Source organism: Lutibacter flavus (assembly GCF_900188355.1).
GTDB classification, from domain to species: Bacteria; Bacteroidota; Bacteroidia; order Flavobacteriales; family Flavobacteriaceae; genus Lutibacter; species Lutibacter flavus.
The window spans coordinates 287,114-307,263 of sequence record NZ_FZNX01000003.1; the positions used below are offsets into that span (position 1 = coordinate 287,114).

Here is a 20,150-nt window from a genome sequence, read left to right on the forward strand (position 1 = left end):
AAATTATGAAAAGTAACCTATTAAAATATACATTTATTACTTCATTTATTATAACATTACTATTTAGTACTAATGGAGTTGCCCAAGAATTAGATGCTAGCAACTATAAAATTAGATTTAACCTTAAAACGGTTAAACAATCTGATAATTCTCGTTTACTTGAAGTAATATTTTTCGGGCAAAATAAAAAAGATAGAAAAGATAAAGTTCCAGTTTTTGATGCAGAAATTAAATTTTATAATGATGATACCCTATTAGGTACTTCAAAAACTTCAAATGAAGGGATTGCTCAAATTACTGTTCCAGAAAATCAGACTTACATTAAAGATAAAGACGGTTATATTACATTTAAGGCTGTTTTTGAAGGTTCTGACGGATTAGATGAAGAAGATGACGATGTGAGTATTAAAGACCTTCATCTAGAACTAAATTTAGAAGAAATTGATAGTATAAAAACAGTTATAGTTAAAGCATTTACTCTTGATAGTTTAGGCGTGAAAATTCCAGTTGAAGAAGCTGATATAATTATTTCTGTTGAAGCAATGCTTTCTAAAATGAAATTGGAAGAAGGTACTATTGAAGATGGTGAATTTGAATTTGAATTCCCAACTGATATACCAGGAGACGCAAATGGAGACTTAATCGTTTATTCAATAATTGAAGATCATGATGATTTTGGAAATGTTATTCAAAAGAAATCTGAAAATTGGGGTAATTTTCAAAATCAAATTGTTAAAGAAGAAAATAAATTATGGTCTGAAGCTGCACCAATATGGATGTATATTGTGTTAACAATTTTACTAGTTGGAGTTTGGGCTAATTATGTATATACGGCACGCTATTTATTTAAAATTAAAAAAGAAGGAAAACAATTAGAAGTAAACACAGAAAAAACAAATTAAACACAGAACAAAAGAAAAATATTATCGTTAACTTTATTGGTATTGTTTTTGATAATTAACTATTAACAACTTAAATTAATTAAAATGAAGACACTAAAAACATTAATGATTATCGGAGTTATAAGTTTAGGCCTATTCTCTTTCACAAAAGCTATGCAAGAAGAATGGAAAGTTCCTGCTAAGTATGAAAAAATGACAAATCCAGAAGAAGCTTCAAAAGAAAATTTAGCTATTGGAAAATCTTTATACGCTAAACATTGTAAATCTTGCCATGGTAAAGATGGATTAGGAGATGGACCAAAAGCTGATGAAGTAGATGGAGATTTAGGAGATTTTTCTTCTGAAGAATTCCAAGCTCAATCTGATGGAGCATTATTTTACAAAAGCTATATAGGTCGTGATGATATGCCTAACTTCGAAAAGAAAATGACTGAAGAAGATATGTGGTTAACAGTACACTTTATGAGAACTATGGGTGAATAGTTATTCAAATACTATTAGATATAAAAAATCCGAACAAGAATTTGTTCGGATTTTTTTTATGTTTTACTTTCGTTTAAAATGATTAAACCCAAAATACAGAGCCTAAAGAAGCCTTTTTCTACCTGAAACTTTCAACATTATTTTATAACCATTTCAATTATAACATAGCCTAAAAATTCATAAAATATTGATTGTCAAACTTTAAGTAATTTTCTTCTTGACATTTATCATATTATTTCTTAAAAATTTATAGTAAATTACTGGTAGATTAAAAAACTCTCTAGCAATACTTCACTATTATGAAAAGTAAATCCTTCAAAAAAAACTCAATCACAAGAAGAAAAATATTACCAATTCTGGGAAGTAGTTTGTTTTTTCCTCTTTTCGGGTTTGAAAATTCTGACAACAAACCTGCTACTGAAAATACCAACGAAGAATACCAAACTTTACTAAAATCAGATGGAACTATTGTTAAAGTAAGGGTTACCACAATTAGAAAAGCCAAAATAATTGAGAATAACATTTCTAATAAATCGCTATTCAATTGGCTAAACAAAAAACTATAATTTTAATCAATATCTATTTATTATGGCAATCAATAATAATTCAAGACGTAGTTTTCTTGACAACGGATTAAAACTAGCTTTTGTTACTGCATTAGGCGGAATTGGCCTTACTAAAATAGCTGCTAAACTATTCGCTCAAGCAAATAACGATTCAAATGATAAAACGGAATTAATGACAACTAACGGAACATTAATTCAAGTAGATTCATCAGAAATTATAAAAATGAATCATTCTAAAGATGGTGATAAAAAATATAATGTAAGAGAAGGGATGCCCAACAGAAAATTTGTAATGGTTATTGATTTAGCAAAATGTAAAAATGCTTTAAAATGTCAGAGCGTTTGCAATAAACACCATTTTATAGCTGGAGACCATGCTTGGTTAAAAGTGTATAAAATGCAGGAATCTGAAGATACTGCTCCTTATTGGATGCCAACAACCTGCATGCATTGTGATCATCCAGCCTGCGTTACTGTATGCCCTGTGGATGCCACTTTTAAAAGAAGAGACGGGCTTGTGCTAATTGATAATGAAAGGTGTATTGGTTGTCGTTTTTGTATGGCAGCTTGCCCCTATTCAACTCGCGTTTTTAACTGGAGTGAACCAAATCAAGAAATTACAATGAAAATGGACATGAACCACAATACAAATAACTCGGTAGAATATGCCGGGATGCCCAGTATAAAGGGAACTGTAGATAAATGTGATTTTTGCCCCCATACCATTAAAGAAAATAAATTACCTCATTGTGTTACTGCATGTCCAAATGGTGTATTCTATTTTGGTGATAAATATGAAGATACAGTAACAAATGGTGATGAAACCTTACGGCTAAGTAAATTATTACGCGATAAAAATGGCTATAGGTTAATGGAAAGTTTAGGTACAAAACCTAGTGTATATTATTTACCTCCTGTAAACCGTTTGGTAGATTTTAAGGATGGTTTAGAAAATTATACTGATTTTAGATCTGTTGAAAAACCTGAATAATTATGAAAAATTATAAGATTTTACTAAATGATTTAGCTCCTCAAAAATTTGGGAAAGCAGGTATTCTTTGGACTTGGACATTAATTGTAATTAGTATTGCTGGTATTATTGCTTATATCGATCAAATTATAAAAGGCCAAGTAGTTACCAATATGCATGATTATGCATTATGGGGAATTTATATTTCCAACTTCGTGTTTTTTGTAGCAACAAGTTTTGTTGGTACAGTTACAGTAGCCGTTTTAAGGCTAACCAGCAATTCCTGGAGAACTCCAATAGTTCGAATTGCTGAAATAATTTCTCTTGCAGCAATAATTATGGCAGGTATTACAATAATGATAGATATGGGTAGACCAGACCGTTTATTAAATTTGTTTATACATGGACGCCTCCAATCTCCTATTATTTGGGATGTTATAATAATTCCCATTTATATTATTATTAGTTTATTACTTCTCTATTTTCCTTTATTACCCGATTTTGCACTTTTAAAATCATTTTATAAAGAGAAAAACCCAAAACTTAGTAAATGGTATGGTAAATTATCATTGAATTGGACTGGTAGTTTGGCTCAAAAAACAATACAAGTTAAATCAATTCAATTAATTGCTGTTTTAATTATTCCAGTTGGTTTTATGCTACAAACTATTGATGCTTGGTTATTTTCAACATTATTTAGGGTTGGATGGGATAGCACTAATATGGGTGCTTACTTTATTTCAGGCGCTTCTGTTGCTGGTGTTGGTGCTCTAGTAACTGTTGTATATGTTCTACACAAGGCTTACAAATTAGAAGACTACATTACTGACTTTCATTTTGATAAATTAGGTAAATTTCTAGTATTAATGTGTTTAATTTATCTATACTTTAATTTGAATGAATATTTAATACCTCAACTTACTTCAAAAAAAGAAGCAACAACTCACGTAAATGTATTGCTAACAGGTCAATTTGCTCCATTATTTTGGTTTGTTATAATTGGTGGATTAATAATACCTATCATTGTTTTATTATTTAAAAAAGGGAGAAAACCTTTTCCTATGTTTTTAATAGGTATACTTGTTGTCGTAGGCTCATGGTGGAAACGATATTTGATAGTAACACCAACTTTATTACATCCATTTTTACCAATACAAGGTGTCCCTGAATCTTGGCATCATTATTTTCCTAGTTTTCACGAATGGCTAATAACATCGGCTACATTGGCAATGTGTTTACTAATTATTACAGTATTAGTTCGCTACTTGCCTATTGTGCCAATTCAAAGAACAGCTGATGAACAAGAATTATTAAATAATAATAAAAATACTAATTCATGAAGAGTTTATTAAATTTTCGTTATTCCATTCTGGTTTTGTTCTATATCTTTTTAAATAACTCCACCCATCAAGATACATATGCTCAAAACACTAAAAATAACATTGTAAGATTAAATGTTACATATGTAAAAATAATGAAAGGTGACATGTTTTTTGATATCAAAGCAACTTCAAAAATCGATAAAAAAAGTGTAGGTATAGCCAACATTAACTTAGACATTTACAATGAGATAGATAGTAGCGAATCTATTTTACTTGGTAAAACTACAACTAACCTGAATGGAGAAGGTAAATTTATTCTTGATAATATAAATGCTATTAAAACAGATTCAACAAATTTTTATAACATAAAAATATTATTTAAAGGAAATGATTCTTTTAAAAAAGCATCAAAATATTTTAGTTTTAAAAATGCCGACATTAATTCTAAATTAATTACAAAAGACAGTATTAATTATATATCTGCAACATTAATTGACAGAACAAATGATAGTCCAATTGAAGGAGAACCTCTAACAGTTCAGGTTCAACGATTATTTAAACCTTTAAAACTTGGGAAAGAATTAAATTTCACAAATGAAAATGGTTCTATTGTTGTTCCAATTGAAGAAGGAATACCCGGTGTTGATGAAATTTTAACATTTGAAATAGTTCTAACAGACCATGATGATTTTGGAACTATTAAAGCATTAATAAAAGCTCCTATTGGAATACCTATTGTTGAAGAATCAACTTTTAATGAAAGAACCATGTGGTCACCAAGAAATAAAACCCCAATATTTTTATTAATTATTCCAAATATATTAACTTTTGGAATTTGGGGGTTTATAATTTATCTAATTGTAAATCTTTTTAAAATTCAAAAAACATAAAAAATAAACCCTAAAAAAACCGAACTATAGTTCGGTTTTTTTAGGGTTTATTTTTTATGTTTTTATATTGTCATTGAAAATACTCGAGTCTCGGGTTTATTTTCTAACAGTCTTAAATCAAAGGCCATACAAATATTTCTAACAAACATTCTTCCCTCATCTTTCACTGTTATTTTAGTATCAGAAACTTCAATTAAGCCATCATCAATAATTTCACTTAAACGCTCAACAATTTCATTTTTAATTTTATTGTCTAAACCAATTTTCCATTCAGTTTCTAAATTACACATTAAATTTAAAATGTGTTTTCTTATTATTAAATCCTGTTCAGTTAATAAATGACCTCTAAAAATTGGAATTATTCCCTTATTTACTTTTTCAGTATAATCTTCTATTGTTTTTTCATTTTGAGCAAATGCATACCACGAATCACTAATTGAAGACATTCCTAAGCCAATCATTAGTTCAGTTTTACCTGCAGTATAACCCATAAAATTACGATGTAATTTTTTAGATTCCATTGCTTTATGAAGTGAATCTGAAGGTAATGCAAAATGATCCATTCCAATTTCTACATATCCATTATCAAAAAACAATTGTTTTCCTAATTCATACAGATGACGTTTTTCACTATCTTTTGGCAAATCATTATCATCAAAACCCCGTTGCCCCACTCCTTTAATCCAAGGCACATGTGCATAACTGTAATAAGCTATTCTATCAGGTTTTAATTCAATGGTATTTTTTATGGTATTTCTTATACTTTCTTCAGTTTGAAAAGGCAATCCGAAAATTAAATCGTGACTTATTGATTCATATCCAATTTTACGAGATAAATCATTTACACGCTTAACCTGCTCAAAACTTTGAACTCTGTGAATTGCTTTTTGAACTATAGGATCGTAATCTTGAATACCAAAACTGTTTCTTCTTGAACCTAAATCATATAAAGTTTGTAATTGATCTTCTGAAGTATGGTTGGGATGGCCTTCATAACTAAAATCGAAAGTCTCAAATTTATCAGCTCTTTTAAAAATCCCGTTTATTAATTTTCTTAAATTTTCTGAAGAAAAAAATGTTGGAGTACCTCCACCTAAATGAATTTCTCTAATTTTTGGTCTTTCAACCAATAAATCACAATATAAATCCCATTCTTTTAGTACCGTTTCTATATATGGTTGTTCAACTTCATGCCTTTTTGTAATTTTTTTATGACACGCACAAAACGTACATAAACTTTCACAAAACGGAAGATGAATATATAAGCTAATCCCCTCTACATCATTACTTTCATCAAATGATTTTTTAACTGTACGCTCCCAATCTTGTTGAGCAATTCCCTCTTTGTCCCAAAATGGCACCGTTGGATAACTGGTATATCTTGGCCCAGGAATATTATATTTTTGAATTAAATTTGTCATATTTCAAATATTTAAAACTGAGAGTCAAGCATTTAGATTTTTCTAAATACTCAATATTCAAATTAAAAAATCTACTGATTATATTCTTTTACAGCATCAATAAACGCCTTGGCATTATCTAAAGGAACATGCGGTAAAATACCATGCCCAAGATTAACAATGTATTTATCTTTTCCAAATTCATCAATCATTTGATGAACCATTTTTTTAATAACTTTTGGTGGCGACAACAATCTTACCGGATCAAAATTACCTTGCAAAGTAATTTTATTTCCAGTTAATTCTCTGGCAACTTTTGGAGAGACAGTCCAATCCACTCCTAAAGCTGAAGCATTTGAGTTAGACATTTTTTCTAAAGCAAACCAACATCCTTTTCCAAAAGCAATTACAGGAGCATCATCTTTTAACGCTTCAATAATTTGGTTGATATATTTCCAAGAAAACTCATCATAATCTGTTGGAGATAACATTCCTCCCCAAGAATCAAAAATCTGAACAGCATTTACACCCGATTTTACTTTCTCCTTTAAATAAGCAATAGTAGTATCCGTTATTTTTTGAAGTAATGTATGTGCAGCGATTGGTTGAGTAAAACAAAATTCTTTCGCTTTGTCAAAGTTTTTAGAACCTTGTCCTTGCACACAATAACATAAAATTGTCCAAGGAGAACCTGCAAAACCAATTAAAGGTATGTCATCATTTAATAATTCTTTAGTAGCTTTAATCGCCTCCATTACACAACCTAATTCAACAGTTACATCTGGTACAATTACATTATCCACATCTTTTTGAGAACGAATTGGATTAGGCAACCAAGGCCCAACTCCAGGTTTCATTTCAACCTCAATATTCATTGCTTGCGGAATTACTAAAATATCAGAAAACAAAATAGCAGCATCCATTCCATATCTGCGAATTGGTTGTACTGTTATTTCTGAAGCTAACTCAGGAGTTCTACAACGAGTAAAAAAGTCATACTTTTCACGAATTGCGATAAATTCAGGCAAATAACGGCCTGCTTGTCTCATCATCCAAACTGGAGGGCGCTCCAATGTTTCTCCTTTTAAGGCTCTTAAAAATAGATCGTTTTTAATTTTTGTCATTTTTATTTTTTCGTTTTATTAGCAACCGCTTTCATTGCTATATTTATTGCCTCTTTAACTTTGTACATATCTCTTTTGGTCATAGCTGTTGCTAAAAACCAAGACTCAAATTGTGAAGGAGGTAAAAACACCCCATTCTCCATCATTTTCCAAAAGAACGTTTTAAACTTATCTGTATCACTTGTTTGAGCAGTTTTAAAATCAACCACTTTTGTTTTCGTAAAAAATGGGTTAATCATTGAGCCAAATCTATTTACTTGTAAATCTATACCATTTTCTTTGGCAGCTGATTTCATTTCACGCTCTAAAAAAGCAGCCGTTTTTTCAAAATCTTTATATGGGTCTTGCTTTTTCAATTCTTTTAAAGTTGCAATTCCACAAGCCATTGCTATTGGATTTCCAGATAAAGTTCCAGCTTGGTACATTGGTCCTAATGGAGCAACCAATTCCATAATTTCATTTCTTGCACCATAAGCTCCCACAGGAAAACCTCCACCAACAACTTTACCTAAACAAGTTATATCTGCTTCAAACCCTAATAGTTCCTGAGCTCCACCAAATTTGGATCTGAAACCTGTCATTACTTCGTCTGCAATTATTAAGACTCCACTTGCTTTTGTAAGGTCTCTTAACTCTTCAATAAATTCTTTACTAGGTTTAATTACCCCCATATTACCAGCAATTGGTTCAATTATAACTGCTGCAATATCTTTGTGTTTCGCCAAATGAGCTTCAACACTATCAATATTATTAAACTCTGCAATTAATGTATTTTTTACAGCATCATCAGGAACACCTGCACTACCTGGAATACTTAAAGTTGCTAAACCTGAGCCCGCCGCTACTAATAAAGCATCGGAATGACCATGATAACAACCTGCAAATTTTATAATTTTATTTTTTCCAGTGAATGCTCTAGCTAAACGAATTGCACTAAAAACAGCTTCAGTTCCTGAATTCACAAAACGAACTTTGTCCATTCCTGGAAAAGCATCACAAACTAATCCTGCTAAAATAATTTCCCCTTTAGTTGAAGCACCAAAAGAGTAACCTTTTTTAAGGTATTTTTTTATGGTTTTTTCAACAACACTGTTTCTATGACCTAAAATCATTGGACCATAAGATAAAACCATATCTACATATTCATTTCCATCAACATCAAAAATTTTACTTCCTTTTGCTTTGTCAATGAAAATAGGAACCCCACCTACAGATTTAAAAGCTCTAACTGGTGAATTTACAGCACCAACTAAATGTTTTTTACCTTTAGTATATAATTCTATTGACTTTTCTAACTTCATATTAATTTATTTTTTTAATAAAACTTTCGCAACATCTTTTGCAAAATAAGTAATAATAATATCTGCTCCAGCTCTTTTCATTGAAAGTAAAGCTTCCATCATAACACGCTCTTCATCAATCCAGCCATTTGCTGCGGCAGCTTTAATCATTGCATACTCACCACTTACATTATAACAAGCAATTGGACGATCAAAGTTATTTTTTAAATCTCTTATAATATCTAAATAAGATAATGCTGGTTTTACCATTAAAATATCCGCACCTTCCTGATCATCAAAAGTTGCTTCGCGTAATCCTTCATCTCTATTAGAAGGATCCATTTGATACGTTCTTCTATCTCCAAAAGTTGGAGCAGAATCGGCTGCATCTCTAAATGGTCCATAAAATGCTGAAGAATATTTTACAGCATAAGACATTATTGGAAGATTAGGAAAACCTGTGTTGTCTAACGCTTCTCTAATTGTAGAAATCATTCCATCCATCATTCCTGAAGGAGCAACCATATCAACCCCTGCTTTCGCATGAGAAATAACTTGTTTAGCTAAATTTACTAATGTAGCATCATTATCAACATCATTGTCATGAATAATTCCACAATGTCCGTGGCTTGTATATTCACAAAAACAAACATCCGTTATTACATATAAATCTGGATAATTCTTTTTAATAAAACGTACGGCTCTCTGCATAATTCCATTATCATTCCAAGTTTCTGAGCCAGTATCATCTTTTTCTGAAGGAATTCCAAAAAGTAATACCGCAGGAATATCTAATGCCACAACTTCATCTAATTCTTTTGAAATAGTATCTAAAGAAAAACGTTTAATTCCAGGCATTGAAACAATTTCCGTTTCAATATTCTCACCTTCTTCAATAAATAGAGGATAAATTAAATCATCAATTGTTAGTTTATTTTCTCTAACTAATCGACGAATATTTTCTGTTTTACGAAGACGTCTTGTTCTATTTATCATGCTTACTATTTTTATTCTTGAAAATAATCATTAACTGATTTGATAACACTCTCAACCGTTGATAATTTTGATACTACAACATTTTTAAAATGGTCTTTAGCTTTTTTCGCAGTGGTTTCACCAATACAAAAAGCTACAATTTCATTTGCTGTATTTTCTTTTAAATAGCTTTCAACTCCAGATGGACTATAAAAAAGTATTCCTTTGTATTTATCTTCAATTAATCTTGGTGTTAATTGAGTTTGGTAGCATTCAACCTCATTTACAATAAAATAGTTGTTTAATAAAGTGGTTGGTAAATCATCCATTCTTTTATCACCACAAAAGAAAGTAACTTCTTTAGTATCTAAATTTTTCACTAAATAATCCGCTAATTTTTCCGAATTATTTTCGATATGAGTTACTTTACCAATTTTCTTTTCAATCAACCTTTTTGTTCTTCTGCCTACACAATAAATATTTTCAAAATCAAGTTCTACCCTAGAAAAATTATTTAAAAGCGCTTCAACTGCATTTTGACTTGTAAATAGTGCATTTTTAATTGGTTTTTTTACTATAACTCGTTTTAAACGATTATTTCTAATTGTAATAAAATCACTACTAGTTACACCTATTTTTGAAGATAAATTATTTGTTTGATCATGCGAAAGGCTTTTTGTTGAATAAACCAGTGTTGATTTTTCAATATCATGAACCTCACGCATTAATTTTTTACCACCTCTTTCTAAAATATAATTGGCACCGTATTCACCTAGATCAGTAGCATTATTTACTGGCACTTCTTTGTAAAACTCCATTTTATTTTTTCCATCTGGACTAAATAAAGTACCCTTAAATTTTATTTCTTCATCAAAAATCATTGCCAAAGCACCAATTGGAGCTGTACAACCACCTTCTAAAACACGTAAAAAATCACGTTCAATACCAACACAGGTTGCGGTTTCTTCGTGATTTATTTCTTTACAAGCCTCTAATATATCTTCATCTTTCTCCAAAGCAGCAATCATAACGGCTCCTTGAGCAGGAGCAGGAATCATCCAATCTAATTTTATATGCTTCTCCTTTTCTGGCAATAACTTTAACCTTTTTAATCCTGCAGCTGCAAAAATTGCTCCATCCCAATCATTATCCTCCAATTTTTGCAAACGCGTAATTACATTTCCACGTAAACCTGTAATAGTATGATGCGGGTAACGATACAACCATTGTGCTTTTCTACGCAAACTTCCTGTTGCAATAATTGCAGCATCTTTTGTGAAAAAATTCTCGTCTTCTTTAATTACCAACACATCATTAAAATCCCCTCTTTTTAAAACTGCGGCTTGCACAATTCCTTCAGGTAATTTTGTAGGTACATCTTTAAAAGAATGTACAGCGATATCAATTTCACCATTAAGTAAAGCAATATCCAAATTCTTGGTAAAAACACCAGTTATTCCTAATTCATAAAGAGGTTTGTCTAATACAATATCTCCAATAGAATCTATTTTAACAATTTCCGTTTTATGACCGAAATGCCCCAATTGCTCCGCAACTGTATTGGCTTGCCATAGTGCTAATTTACTAGAGCGAGTTCCAATTCTTATAATTTTATCCATTTTAAATTTCGGTTATTTGGGTGTTGAAAATTTTGCTTATCACATTTATACTTTGATCAACCGAAGTCTCATCATCCTTTAAATGTTTTACAAATTGTGTAGTTATTTTTTGAATCATTCTATTAGTAACAAACTCAGCATGTTCCATATTAAAATCTTTGATTTTTTTTGAATGAAAATCAAGTTCATCGTGCTGAATAACTTGTAATGATTCTTTTAAAGCATTTACTGCTGGTACATATTTTCTATGTGAAATCCAATCATTAAATTCTTGTCTGTATTTTTCAATTATCTTTTCAGCTAAAGGAATTTGTTCTTTACGAGTTTCAATAGTTTTATCAGTAATTTTTGAAAGTTCATCAACATTAATTAATTGAATATCTTTCATTGTTTTAACATCAGCTGCTACATTCTCTGGCATTGATAAATCTATAATCAATAACTCTTTTCCTTCTTTTAAATTTGCCTTACTTACAGTTGGCACATTAGAACCTGTTGCAACAATTAAAACATCCGCCTTATGTATCTCATCCGTTAATTTGGAATACTCAGCAATCTTTATATCACTATGTGATTGCTCAAAATAGGTTGCTTTTTCAAGCGTTCTATTAATTACAGTAATGTTTTTGTTTGAAGTGTATTCCAACAAGTTTTTACAAGTATTTTTACCTATTTCACCCAAACCGAAAATAAGAATATTCTTGTCATTTAAATCTTCAACAGAATCAATTATATATTGAATAGAAGCATATGAAACAGAAGTTGTTCCTGAACTTAACTTAGTGTTGTTCTTTACATTTTTACTTGCCTGCAGCACTAAATTCATTAATCGTTCTAAATAAGCATTTGTGGTTTCTAATTTCTTCGCTAATTTAAATGATTGCTTTAGCTGACCAACTATTTCGTAATCTCCTAGTATTTGACTATCTAAACCAGTTGCAATGTTAAATAAGTGCCTAACAGCATCATTGTTTTTATAAACATTTGAAACGCTTATAAAATCTTCTACATTACCATTTGAATATTTAACCATTAAACTAATTAACTCAAAAGGATGTTTTGCAAAGCCCGTAATTTCAGTTCTATTACAAGTAGATAAAACAAAAATTCCATCAATCCCCTTTGCTTTCGCTTCTTTTAATAATAGTTTTTGATTCTCTTTAGTTATACTAAAAGCACCACGTACTTTTGCATCTGCTTTTTTATAACTTAAACCTACATTGTAAAATTTTGCAGGTAGATTTTCTTGACTCATAAAATTAGTATTACCAATAAGTATCGACAAAAGTACAACTATATTTTTGCTCAAAACAACGACATAAGTACTTTTATTGTCGGCATAAGTTATTTATCATAATTTAGAATATTTCTAAATAAGCTATTTTTTAAATAAATTATGACAAAAGTCAGTAAATCCAAGGGCTTAAAACTATGACATATGTCATATTATTTGAACAAAAAAAAATTATATTCTATTTATATTTATTGTACTTTTGTAAATGTTTTAACGATAATTCATAAAAATACCTTATGAAATCCAATTTAGATAATTACAAATATGTCGACAAAAGTACTAACATTCTTTTTAATGAAGCAAACACTTTTAAAGTATTTTATTTCAATAACTTATCAGACGAAACGCAATTTCTTAAGCAACCTTTAACAAATAATTACATACAATTATTTTTTTGCACTAATCAAGATTGCACTGTTGCATTTAATTTTGAACATTGTTCTATAAACTTATCCGCAGGCAATTCAAGTATGGTTTATTTTAAAGATGAAAAAATGGATATTCTTTTTAAAATACCAGAAAAAGCTGAATTAATTACCATTTTAATTTCAATAGAATATTTTCATTCCTTGTTTTCTATAGAAGGAAATTTTTTATTTAACTTCAGTAGTTTTAAAACTGGAAAACCCATAATAGAACCAAAAGAAATAAGTTCATCTATTAAATTAATTTTAAACCAATTAATTACAAAACAAACAAATCAAAGCCTTAGACCTATTTTTATAAAAGGTAAAGTTTATGAATTATTGAGTTATTATTTTAGTACTACTTCTGAAAATGAGACTGAACATTGCCCTTACATTGCAAGTGAAGAAACAGTAAGTAAAATAAAACACGCTAAAGATATTATTATTGAAGAAATGATAAATCCTCCTTCTCTAGATGAATTAGCAAAAGAAATTGGACTTAATATTAAAAAATTAAAAACAGATTTTAAAGAGTTTTATGGCGTTCCTGTATTTACATTTTTATTAAATTATAAAATGGAATTGGCCAAAAAATTATTACAAGAACAACAATTAAATGTAAATGAAATAGCATCTCAGTTGGGATACAGCACATCAAGTCATTTTATTGCGGCATTTAAAAGAAAATATAAAATTACACCAAAACAATTTGCAAAATCATAAATTTGAAATTAGCATATTACAAAAATAAAATTAAGAAATGAAAGGAGCTTTATTAGTTAATTTAGGATCACCAAACAGCACATCTGTAAAAGATGTAAAAAACTATTTAGACGAATTTTTAATGGATAAACGAGTGATAGATTCTCCTTATCTTATAAGAGCATTCGTAGTTAAAGGAATTATTTTAAACACACGACCAAAAAAATCTGCAGCAGCTTATAAAAAAATATGGTGGCCAGAAGGCTCTCCTTTAATCGTTTTATCTGAACGGTTGCATAAAAAAGTACAGGAAAATACAAAAATTCCAGTTGAACTTGCCATGCGTTATGGAAAACCATCTATAAAAAGTGGATTGCAAAAATTAGTTGACCAAGGTGTTACCGAAATTTTCCTAATTCCATTATATCCACAGTTTGCAATGGCCTCTACAGAAACCATTGTTGTTTTAGCGAATAAATTAGTAAAAAAACATTTCCCACAAGTTACATTAACTGATCTTCCTGCATTTTATAACAAAGCGGATTATATTGAAGTTTTAAGTGAATCAATCCAAAGTGAACTAGAGAAATCAAAACCAGAACATTTACTTTTTTCTTATCACGGTCTTCCAGAAAGACATCTAAAAAAATCGGATGTCACAAAATCTCATTGTAAAATTGACGGAAGCTGTTGCAACACACCATCACCTGCACACGAGTTTTGTTACAGACATCAATGCTACGAAACAACCAAGCAGGTAGCGGAAAAATTAAACTTAAAAGAAGGGTCTTATAGCGTTTCTTTTCAATCTCGATTGGGAAGAGATCCTTGGATAAAACCATATACAGACCATGTAATTGATGATTTTGCTAAAAATGGTTTAAAAAAATTAGCCGTTGTTACTCCAGCATTCGTGTCCGATTGTCTAGAAACTTTGGAAGAAATTGGAATGGAAGCAAAAAGTTCTTTTATTGAAAATGGTGGTGAAGAATTTACTGCAATTCCTTGCTTAAATGAAAATGAAAAATGGATTAAAACCCTATCAGGCTGGATTAATAATTGGGCAGAATAATTTATGGAGTATTTATACATAAAATCGCTTCATATTATTTTTATAACCACTTGGTTCGCTGGTTTATTTTATATTATTCGGTTATTTATTTATTTTAAGGAAGCACAAGAAAAGCCCGAAATTGAAAAAAAAATTCTAACTGTTCAATACCAATTAATGATAAAACGGCTTTGGTATATAATAACCTGGCCTTCAGCAATATTAGCAACCATATTTGCAGCTTGGCTCTTGTTTTTGCAACCCGGATGGTTACAAGCCAGTTGGATGCAGACAAAACTCGTTTTTGTTGGTTTACTTTTTGCCTACCACGGTAGTTGCCAATTTATGTATAATCAAATTGAAAAAGGTTATTTAAAATATTCTTCATTTGCTTTAAGAATTTGGAACGAAGTTGCCACAATTATTCTATTTGCCTGCGTGTTTTTAGTAGTTCTTAAAAACGCATTTGGATGGATTTTTGGAACTATTGGAATAATTGGAGTTTCAATTTTATTGATGCTTGGAGTTAAATTATATAAAAAAATTAGAAAAAAGAAAAGCTGGGAGCATCAATAAAATTATTATTACAATAATTACTTTATTAATTCTTTAAATACTTTTTAATGATATCTTCTATTTTCATTAATAATTCGCAACAATCAATTCAAAATAATACATATTTAATAATCTGAATATCAGTATTTTAAATATATTAAGTTGATTTAAATCACTTATTTTTCGAAAACGTTTTCGTATTTTTATCCAATTATAAATATTATTTTATAAAAAGGAAATTTATGAAAAAACTTCTATTAGGAAATGAAGCTTTAGCACAAGGAGCAATTGATGCCGGAATATCAGGTGTTTATGCATATCCTGGCACACCTTCAACCGAAATAACAGAATATATACAACGATCTAAAACAGCAACAGCATTAAAAATTCACTCACAATGGTCTGTTAATGAAAAGACAGCTATGGAAGCGGCATTAGGAATGTCTTATGCCGGTAAAAGAGCATTGACAGTTATGAAACATGTAGGTTTAAATGTTGCCGCTGATGTTTTTATGAATATGTCAGTTTCAGGAATTAATGGTGGATTGGTAGTAGTTGTAGCTGATGATCCTTCAATGCACTCATCTCAAAACGAACAAGATTCACGGTATTATGGCAAATTTGCAATGATACCAATTTTAGAACCATCTAACCAACAAGAAGCTTACGACATTACAAAATATGCTTTTGATATTTCAGAAAATTTAGGATTACCAGTACTCTTAAGAATGGTAACTAGATTATCACATTCAAGAGCAGGAGTAACTATTTCTGGCAGAAGAGCACAAAATAATATTCATTTATCTAAAAATCCAACACAATTTCAATTAATACCAATGCACGCCAGAGGTAGATATAAACATTTAGTTGACATTCAACCAGATATCCAGGAACTTTCAGAAAATAGCTACTATAATGAGTACACAAATGCTCCAAATATATCTATCGGAATTATTGCTTCTGGTATTGCATATAACTATTTAATGGAAAACTTCGAAGATGATAAATGCCCATACCCTGTTTTGAAAGTATCCCAATATCCTCTTCCTAAAAAACCTATAAAAAAATTATTTGACACTTGTAAAAAAGTATTGGTTTTAGAAGATGGCTATCCTTTTATTGAAGAAGCCATTTCCGACTTTTTAGGAGAAAACAGAAAAGTAATTGGACGTTTAAGTGGTGACATTCCAAGAGTTGGTGAATTAACTCCTGATAATATTGCCAATGCACTAGGCTTTGACATTATTATTAATGAAAATATTCCAAAAGTAGTTTCTGGAAGACCTCCAGAATTATGTGTTGGTTGCGGTCACCGTGATTTATTTGATGCCATTAATCAATTGGGCAAAGAAATGAAAAGTCAGCAAGTTTTTGGTGATATTGGTTGTTATGCTTTAGGGGTTTTAAAACCTTATGAAAGTATAAATACCTTAATTGATATGGGTGCTTCTATAACTATGGCAAAAGGTGCTGCCGATGCAGGTATTCATCCTGCAATTGCAGTTATTGGAGATTCTACCTTTACACATTCCGGAATGACTGGTTTATTAGATGCAGTAATCGAAGACACCCCAATAACAGTGATTATTTCAGACAATTCTACAATTGCTATGACAGGAGCGCAAGATTCTTCGGCTTCCGGAAGGTTAATTGATATTTGCAAGGGTATTGGAGTTGATGAAGCCCATTTAAAAGTATTAACTCCACTTCATAAAAATTTACAAGAAAACATTGACATTATTAGAGAAGAAATCAACCATAAAGGAATTTCAGTAATTATTTCTCAACGTCCTTGTATTCAGATTCCAAAGGAGAAAAAAGACCAACTTAAAGCTTTAAAAAAGGTTAACTTAAATTAAAAAAATAAAACGAGCATGCTAAAAAGTTTATCACACAACGAAATGACTGATAGCGAACTGTATGTACCCGTTAAAAAAAATAAGAAAGACACATGAAAACAAATATTATTTTAGCAGGTGTTGGCGGACAAGGAATATTGACTATTGCAGCTGTTTTAGATACTGCTGCATTAGACTGTAATTTAAACATCAAACAATCTGAAGTACACGGAATGAGCCAGAGAGGCGGTGCTGTTCAAAGCCACGTAAGAATTTCAGATAAAGAAATTTTTTCAGATTTAATTCCTCAAGGAAAAGCAGATATTATAATTTCTGTTGAGCCAATGGAATTGTTGCGTTACTTACCATATCTAAAAAAAGGAGGTTTTTTGGTAACAGACTTAAATCCATTTATAAATATTACAAACTATCCTGAGCTAAAAGAATTGTATAATGAAATTAAATCTCACAAAAACACGATATTAATCGATGCTAAAAAAATGGCAAAAGAGATTGGAAATTCAAAAGCAACAAATATTATTTTATTAGGCGCAGCTTCGTCTTTAATTCCATTAAGCGATGAAAGTTTACAGAAAGCAATTAAAACGCTATTTGAACGAAAAGGAGAACGCATTGTAATAAAAAATTTAGAGGCTTTTGAAAAAGGAAAAGAAATTGCAGCAGAAATTGTTTCTTTAAACTAAAACGGAATGTTGAACGAAAAATTAACAAACCCAAAAAGCATTGCAATTATTGGGGCATCAAATAATTTACAAACTCCAGGAGGTCGTGTTTTAAAAAATTTAATTGATCAAAAATATAAGGGGGAATTATTTGCAGTAAATCCAAAAGAAATCATAGTACAAGGAGTAAAATGCTTTCAAAATATTGACAACCTTCCAAAAGTAGATTTGGCGATAATTGCTATTGCTGCAAAATATACACTTGATACAGTTAAAATTTTAGCTCAGCAAAAAAATACCAAGGGATTTATAATTTTCTCTGCAGGATTTAGTGAAAAAGATGAAGAAGGCAAAAAGTTAGAACAGGCAATTGTTGATGAAATTAATTCCGTTGGCGGCACATTATTAGGCCCCAATAATATTGGATTAATCAATCAAAATTTCGCAGGCGTTTTTACAACTCCAATTCCAAAATTAAATAGCAAAGGAGTTGATTTTATTTCAGGATCTGGTGCCACAGCTGTATTTATTATAGAAGCTGCAATGGCAACTGGATTAACATTTTCAAGTGTATATTCCGTAGGAAATTCTGCTCAAATTGGTGTAGAAGAAGTGCTGGAACATTTAGATGAAACTTTTGAAGAAGCAACAAGTTCAAAAGTAAAACTACTATATATTGAGAGTGTTGAAAATCCGCAAAAATTATTAAAACACGCTAATTCCTTAATCCAAAAAGGTTGTAAAATTGCTGCAATAAAAGCAGGAAGTTCTTCAGCAGGAAGCAGAGCTGCTAGTTCACATACAGGAGCTTTAGCAAACTCTGATGTGGCAGTTGATGCTTTATTCAAAAAGGCAGGGATTGTTCGCTGTTATGGGAGAAACGAGTTAATTACTGTTGCTTCTATTTTTATGCATCCTGAATTGGTTGGAAAAAACATAGTAATTATTACGCATGCTGGTGGTCCAGCTGTAATGTTAACAGATACACTTTCTAAAAACGGCTTAAATGTTCCAGAAATTAAAGGAAAGAAAAGTGAAGAATTACTTAGTAAGTTATATTTAGGATCTTCTGTTTCAAATCCGATTGATTTTTTAGCAACTGGAAATGCTGAACAATTAGAAACAATTATTGATTATTGTGAGCATAAATTTGAAGAAATTGATGCAATGGTAGTTATTTTTGGAAGTCCAGGATTATTTGAAGTTTTTGATGTGTATGATGTGCTTCATAAAAAAATACGAACATGCAAAAAGCCGATTTTTCCTATTTTACCTTCGGTAGTAAATGTTAAAAAAGAAATTGACTTTTTTATTGAAAAAGGGAATATTACTTTTCCAGATGAAGTTTTATTTGGAAACGCCTTAGGAAAAATAGTAAATACTTCGAAACCAAAAAGAATTACCAAAATAAAATCAACATTTAATTCTGATAAAATTAGAACTATAATTAAAAGCGTTACAAATGGTTATTTGCAACCTCAGATTGTAAAAGAACTATTATTGGCTGCTGATATTCCAATTGTAAATGAGGCAATTTGCACTTCTAAAAAAGAATGTAAAAAAGTAGCTAATGAATTGGAATACCCCGTTGTTATGAAAATTGTTGGGCCAGTTCATAAAAGTGATGTTGGCGGAATTATTTTAAATATTTCTTCAGAGGAAAAATTGATAGCTTCATTTGATACAATAATGAAAATTGAAGGAGCAACTTCAGTTTTAATTCAACCAATGAAAAAAGGAATTGAATTATTTATTGGAGCAAAAAAAGAAGATAAATTTGGACATTTGGTTTTATGCGGTTTGGGCGGAATCTATATTGAAGTTTTAAAAGATACACAAGCAGCACTTGCTCCTGTTTCAAAAAATGAAGCTCTTGAAATGATTCAAAATTTAAAATCGTATAAAATAATACAAGGTTTTAGAAATCAACAAGGTGTCAATGAAAACAAATTTGCAGAAATTATTGAAAAGGTATCAGATTTATTAGCAATTGCTCCTGAAATAATTGAGCTTGATTTAAATCCGCTTTTAGGAAATTCGAAAGAAATAATTGCTGTTGATGCCAGAATTAGAATTGAAAAATAATTCT

At 30.3% G+C, this 20,150-nt stretch carries 18 protein-coding genes; 12 read left to right on the forward strand and 6 right to left on the reverse strand.

The window, feature by feature from the left end; genetic code table 11:
• The first annotated feature begins 5 nt into the window (after positions 1 to 5).
• From CHB63_RS10245 to CHB63_RS10270, 6 genes are all read left to right on the forward strand, one after another.
• Positions 6 to 902 (forward strand): hypothetical protein, encoded by an 897-nt coding sequence (locus CHB63_RS10245; protein WP_141107296.1) that lies wholly within the window; start codon positions 6 to 8, stop codon positions 900 to 902.
• An 84-nt stretch (positions 903 to 986) separates the two neighbouring features.
• Positions 987 to 1,385: a c-type cytochrome gene (locus CHB63_RS10250; RefSeq protein ID WP_245856903.1), complete on the forward strand. Its 399-nt coding sequence runs from the start codon at positions 987 to 989 to the stop codon at positions 1,383 to 1,385.
• Positions 1,386 to 1,684: 299 nt separating this feature from the next.
• The gene (locus CHB63_RS10255; protein WP_089378368.1) at positions 1,685 to 1,951 is read left to right on the forward strand and encodes a hypothetical protein; all 267 of its coding nucleotides are present in this window, start codon (positions 1,685 to 1,687) and stop codon (positions 1,949 to 1,951) included.
• Positions 1,952 to 1,973: 22 nt separating this feature from the next.
• Positions 1,974 to 2,942, forward strand: a complete 969-nt coding sequence (locus CHB63_RS10260) for a 4Fe-4S dicluster domain-containing protein (RefSeq protein WP_089378369.1) — start codon at positions 1,974 to 1,976, stop codon at positions 2,940 to 2,942.
• 2 nt (positions 2,943 to 2,944) lie between these two features.
• On the forward strand, positions 2,945 to 4,261 hold the full coding sequence (gene nrfD, locus CHB63_RS10265; protein ID WP_089378370.1) for an NrfD/PsrC family molybdoenzyme membrane anchor subunit: 1,317 nt from the start codon (positions 2,945 to 2,947) through the stop codon (positions 4,259 to 4,261).
• Positions 4,258 to 5,133 carry a hypothetical protein gene (locus CHB63_RS10270; protein WP_141107297.1) on the forward strand — a complete coding sequence of 292 codons (876 nt, stop codon included), beginning with the start codon at positions 4,258 to 4,260 and terminating at the stop codon, positions 5,131 to 5,133. Before nrfD ends, CHB63_RS10270 begins: the two co-directional genes overlap by 4 nt.
• Before the next feature lie 62 nt (positions 5,134 to 5,195).
• Here the strand turns inward: CHB63_RS10270 and hemN are convergent, their stop codons facing one another.
• From hemN to hemA, 6 genes are all read right to left on the reverse strand, one after another.
• Positions 5,196 to 6,554, reverse strand: a complete 1,359-nt coding sequence (hemN, locus tag CHB63_RS10275) for an oxygen-independent coproporphyrinogen III oxidase (protein WP_089378372.1) — start codon at positions 6,552 to 6,554, stop codon at positions 5,196 to 5,198.
• A 71-nt stretch (positions 6,555 to 6,625) separates the two neighbouring features.
• A complete protein-coding gene (hemE, locus tag CHB63_RS10280) occupies positions 6,626 to 7,657 on the reverse strand; it encodes a uroporphyrinogen decarboxylase (protein WP_089378373.1) in 1,032 nt (343 codons plus the stop codon).
• Between the two features lie 2 nt (positions 7,658 to 7,659).
• The gene (gene hemL, locus CHB63_RS10285) at positions 7,660 to 8,958 is read right to left on the reverse strand and encodes a glutamate-1-semialdehyde 2,1-aminomutase (RefSeq protein ID WP_089378374.1); all 1,299 of its coding nucleotides are present in this window, start codon (positions 8,956 to 8,958) and stop codon (positions 7,660 to 7,662) included.
• Between the two features lie 6 nt (positions 8,959 to 8,964).
• A complete protein-coding gene (gene hemB, locus CHB63_RS10290) occupies positions 8,965 to 9,930 on the reverse strand; it encodes a porphobilinogen synthase (protein WP_089378562.1) in 966 nt (321 codons plus the stop codon).
• Positions 9,931 to 9,944: 14 nt separating this feature from the next.
• Positions 9,945 to 11,531 carry a hydroxymethylbilane synthase gene (gene hemC, locus CHB63_RS10295; RefSeq protein ID WP_089378375.1) on the reverse strand — a complete coding sequence of 529 codons (1,587 nt, stop codon included), beginning with the start codon at positions 11,529 to 11,531 and terminating at the stop codon, positions 9,945 to 9,947.
• Between the two features lies 1 nt (position 11,532).
• Positions 11,533 to 12,786 carry a glutamyl-tRNA reductase gene (gene hemA / locus CHB63_RS10300; RefSeq protein ID WP_089378376.1) on the reverse strand — a complete coding sequence of 418 codons (1,254 nt, stop codon included), beginning with the start codon at positions 12,784 to 12,786 and terminating at the stop codon, positions 11,533 to 11,535.
• A gap of 275 nt (positions 12,787 to 13,061) precedes the next feature.
• Between hemA and CHB63_RS10305 the strand changes: the two genes are divergently transcribed.
• The 6 genes from CHB63_RS10305 (at position 13,062) to CHB63_RS10330 (ending at position 20,146) form a co-directional block, all read left to right on the forward strand.
• Positions 13,062 to 13,955: a helix-turn-helix domain-containing protein gene (locus CHB63_RS10305; protein ID WP_089378377.1), complete on the forward strand. Its 894-nt coding sequence runs from the start codon at positions 13,062 to 13,064 to the stop codon at positions 13,953 to 13,955.
• A gap of 37 nt (positions 13,956 to 13,992) precedes the next feature.
• Positions 13,993 to 15,006, forward strand: a complete 1,014-nt coding sequence (gene hemH / locus CHB63_RS10310; RefSeq protein ID WP_089378378.1) for a ferrochelatase — start codon at positions 13,993 to 13,995, stop codon at positions 15,004 to 15,006.
• A gap of 3 nt (positions 15,007 to 15,009) precedes the next feature.
• A complete protein-coding gene (locus tag CHB63_RS10315; protein ID WP_089378379.1) occupies positions 15,010 to 15,561 on the forward strand; it encodes a CopD family protein in 552 nt (183 codons plus the stop codon).
• 221 nt (positions 15,562 to 15,782) lie between these two features.
• Complete coding sequence (locus CHB63_RS10320; RefSeq protein ID WP_089378380.1) at positions 15,783 to 17,399, forward strand: thiamine pyrophosphate-dependent enzyme; 1,617 nt, start codon at positions 15,783 to 15,785, stop codon at positions 17,397 to 17,399.
• Between the two features lie 92 nt (positions 17,400 to 17,491).
• Positions 17,492 to 18,082, forward strand: a complete 591-nt coding sequence (locus CHB63_RS10325; RefSeq protein ID WP_089378381.1) for an indolepyruvate oxidoreductase subunit beta — start codon at positions 17,492 to 17,494, stop codon at positions 18,080 to 18,082.
• A gap of 6 nt (positions 18,083 to 18,088) precedes the next feature.
• Positions 18,089 to 20,146 carry an acetate--CoA ligase family protein gene (locus CHB63_RS10330; RefSeq protein WP_089378382.1) on the forward strand — a complete coding sequence of 686 codons (2,058 nt, stop codon included), beginning with the start codon at positions 18,089 to 18,091 and terminating at the stop codon, positions 20,144 to 20,146.
• Positions 20,147 to 20,150 lie beyond the last annotated feature (4 nt).

Bases quoted from the DNA above. Each gene is read 5' to 3' on its own strand.
- CHB63_RS10315 (WP_089378379.1), top strand. From the start codon at position 15,010: ATGGAGTATTTATACATAAAATCGCTTCATATTATTTTTATAACCACT.
- CHB63_RS10325 (WP_089378381.1), top strand. From the start codon at position 17,492: ATGAAAACAAATATTATTTTAGCAGGTGTTGGCGGACAAGGAATATTG.
- hemA (WP_089378376.1), bottom strand. From the start codon at position 12,786: ATGAGTCAAGAAAATCTACCTGCAAAATTTTACAATGTAGGTTTAAGT.
- CHB63_RS10320 (WP_089378380.1), top strand. From the start codon at position 15,783: ATGAAAAAACTTCTATTAGGAAATGAAGCTTTAGCACAAGGAGCAATT.
- CHB63_RS10255 (WP_089378368.1), top strand. From the start codon at position 1,685: ATGAAAAGTAAATCCTTCAAAAAAAACTCAATCACAAGAAGAAAAATA.
- CHB63_RS10250 (WP_245856903.1), top strand. From the start codon at position 987: ATGAAGACACTAAAAACATTAATGATTATCGGAGTTATAAGTTTAGGC.
- hemL (WP_089378374.1), bottom strand. From the start codon at position 8,958: ATGAAGTTAGAAAAGTCAATAGAATTATATACTAAAGGTAAAAAACAT.
- nrfD (WP_089378370.1), top strand. From the start codon at position 2,945: ATGAAAAATTATAAGATTTTACTAAATGATTTAGCTCCTCAAAAATTT.
- CHB63_RS10260 (WP_089378369.1), top strand. From the start codon at position 1,974: ATGGCAATCAATAATAATTCAAGACGTAGTTTTCTTGACAACGGATTA.
- CHB63_RS10305 (WP_089378377.1), top strand. From the start codon at position 13,062: ATGAAATCCAATTTAGATAATTACAAATATGTCGACAAAAGTACTAAC.
- hemN (WP_089378372.1), bottom strand. From the start codon at position 6,554: ATGACAAATTTAATTCAAAAATATAATATTCCTGGGCCAAGATATACC.
- hemE (WP_089378373.1), bottom strand. From the start codon at position 7,657: ATGACAAAAATTAAAAACGATCTATTTTTAAGAGCCTTAAAAGGAGAA.
- CHB63_RS10270 (WP_141107297.1), top strand. From the start codon at position 4,258: ATGAAGAGTTTATTAAATTTTCGTTATTCCATTCTGGTTTTGTTCTAT.
- hemC (WP_089378375.1), bottom strand. From the start codon at position 11,531: ATGGATAAAATTATAAGAATTGGAACTCGCTCTAGTAAATTAGCACTA.
- hemH (WP_089378378.1), top strand. From the start codon at position 13,993: ATGAAAGGAGCTTTATTAGTTAATTTAGGATCACCAAACAGCACATCT.
- CHB63_RS10245 (WP_141107296.1), top strand. From the start codon at position 6: ATGAAAAGTAACCTATTAAAATATACATTTATTACTTCATTTATTATA.
- CHB63_RS10330 (WP_089378382.1), top strand. From the start codon at position 18,089: ATGTTGAACGAAAAATTAACAAACCCAAAAAGCATTGCAATTATTGGG.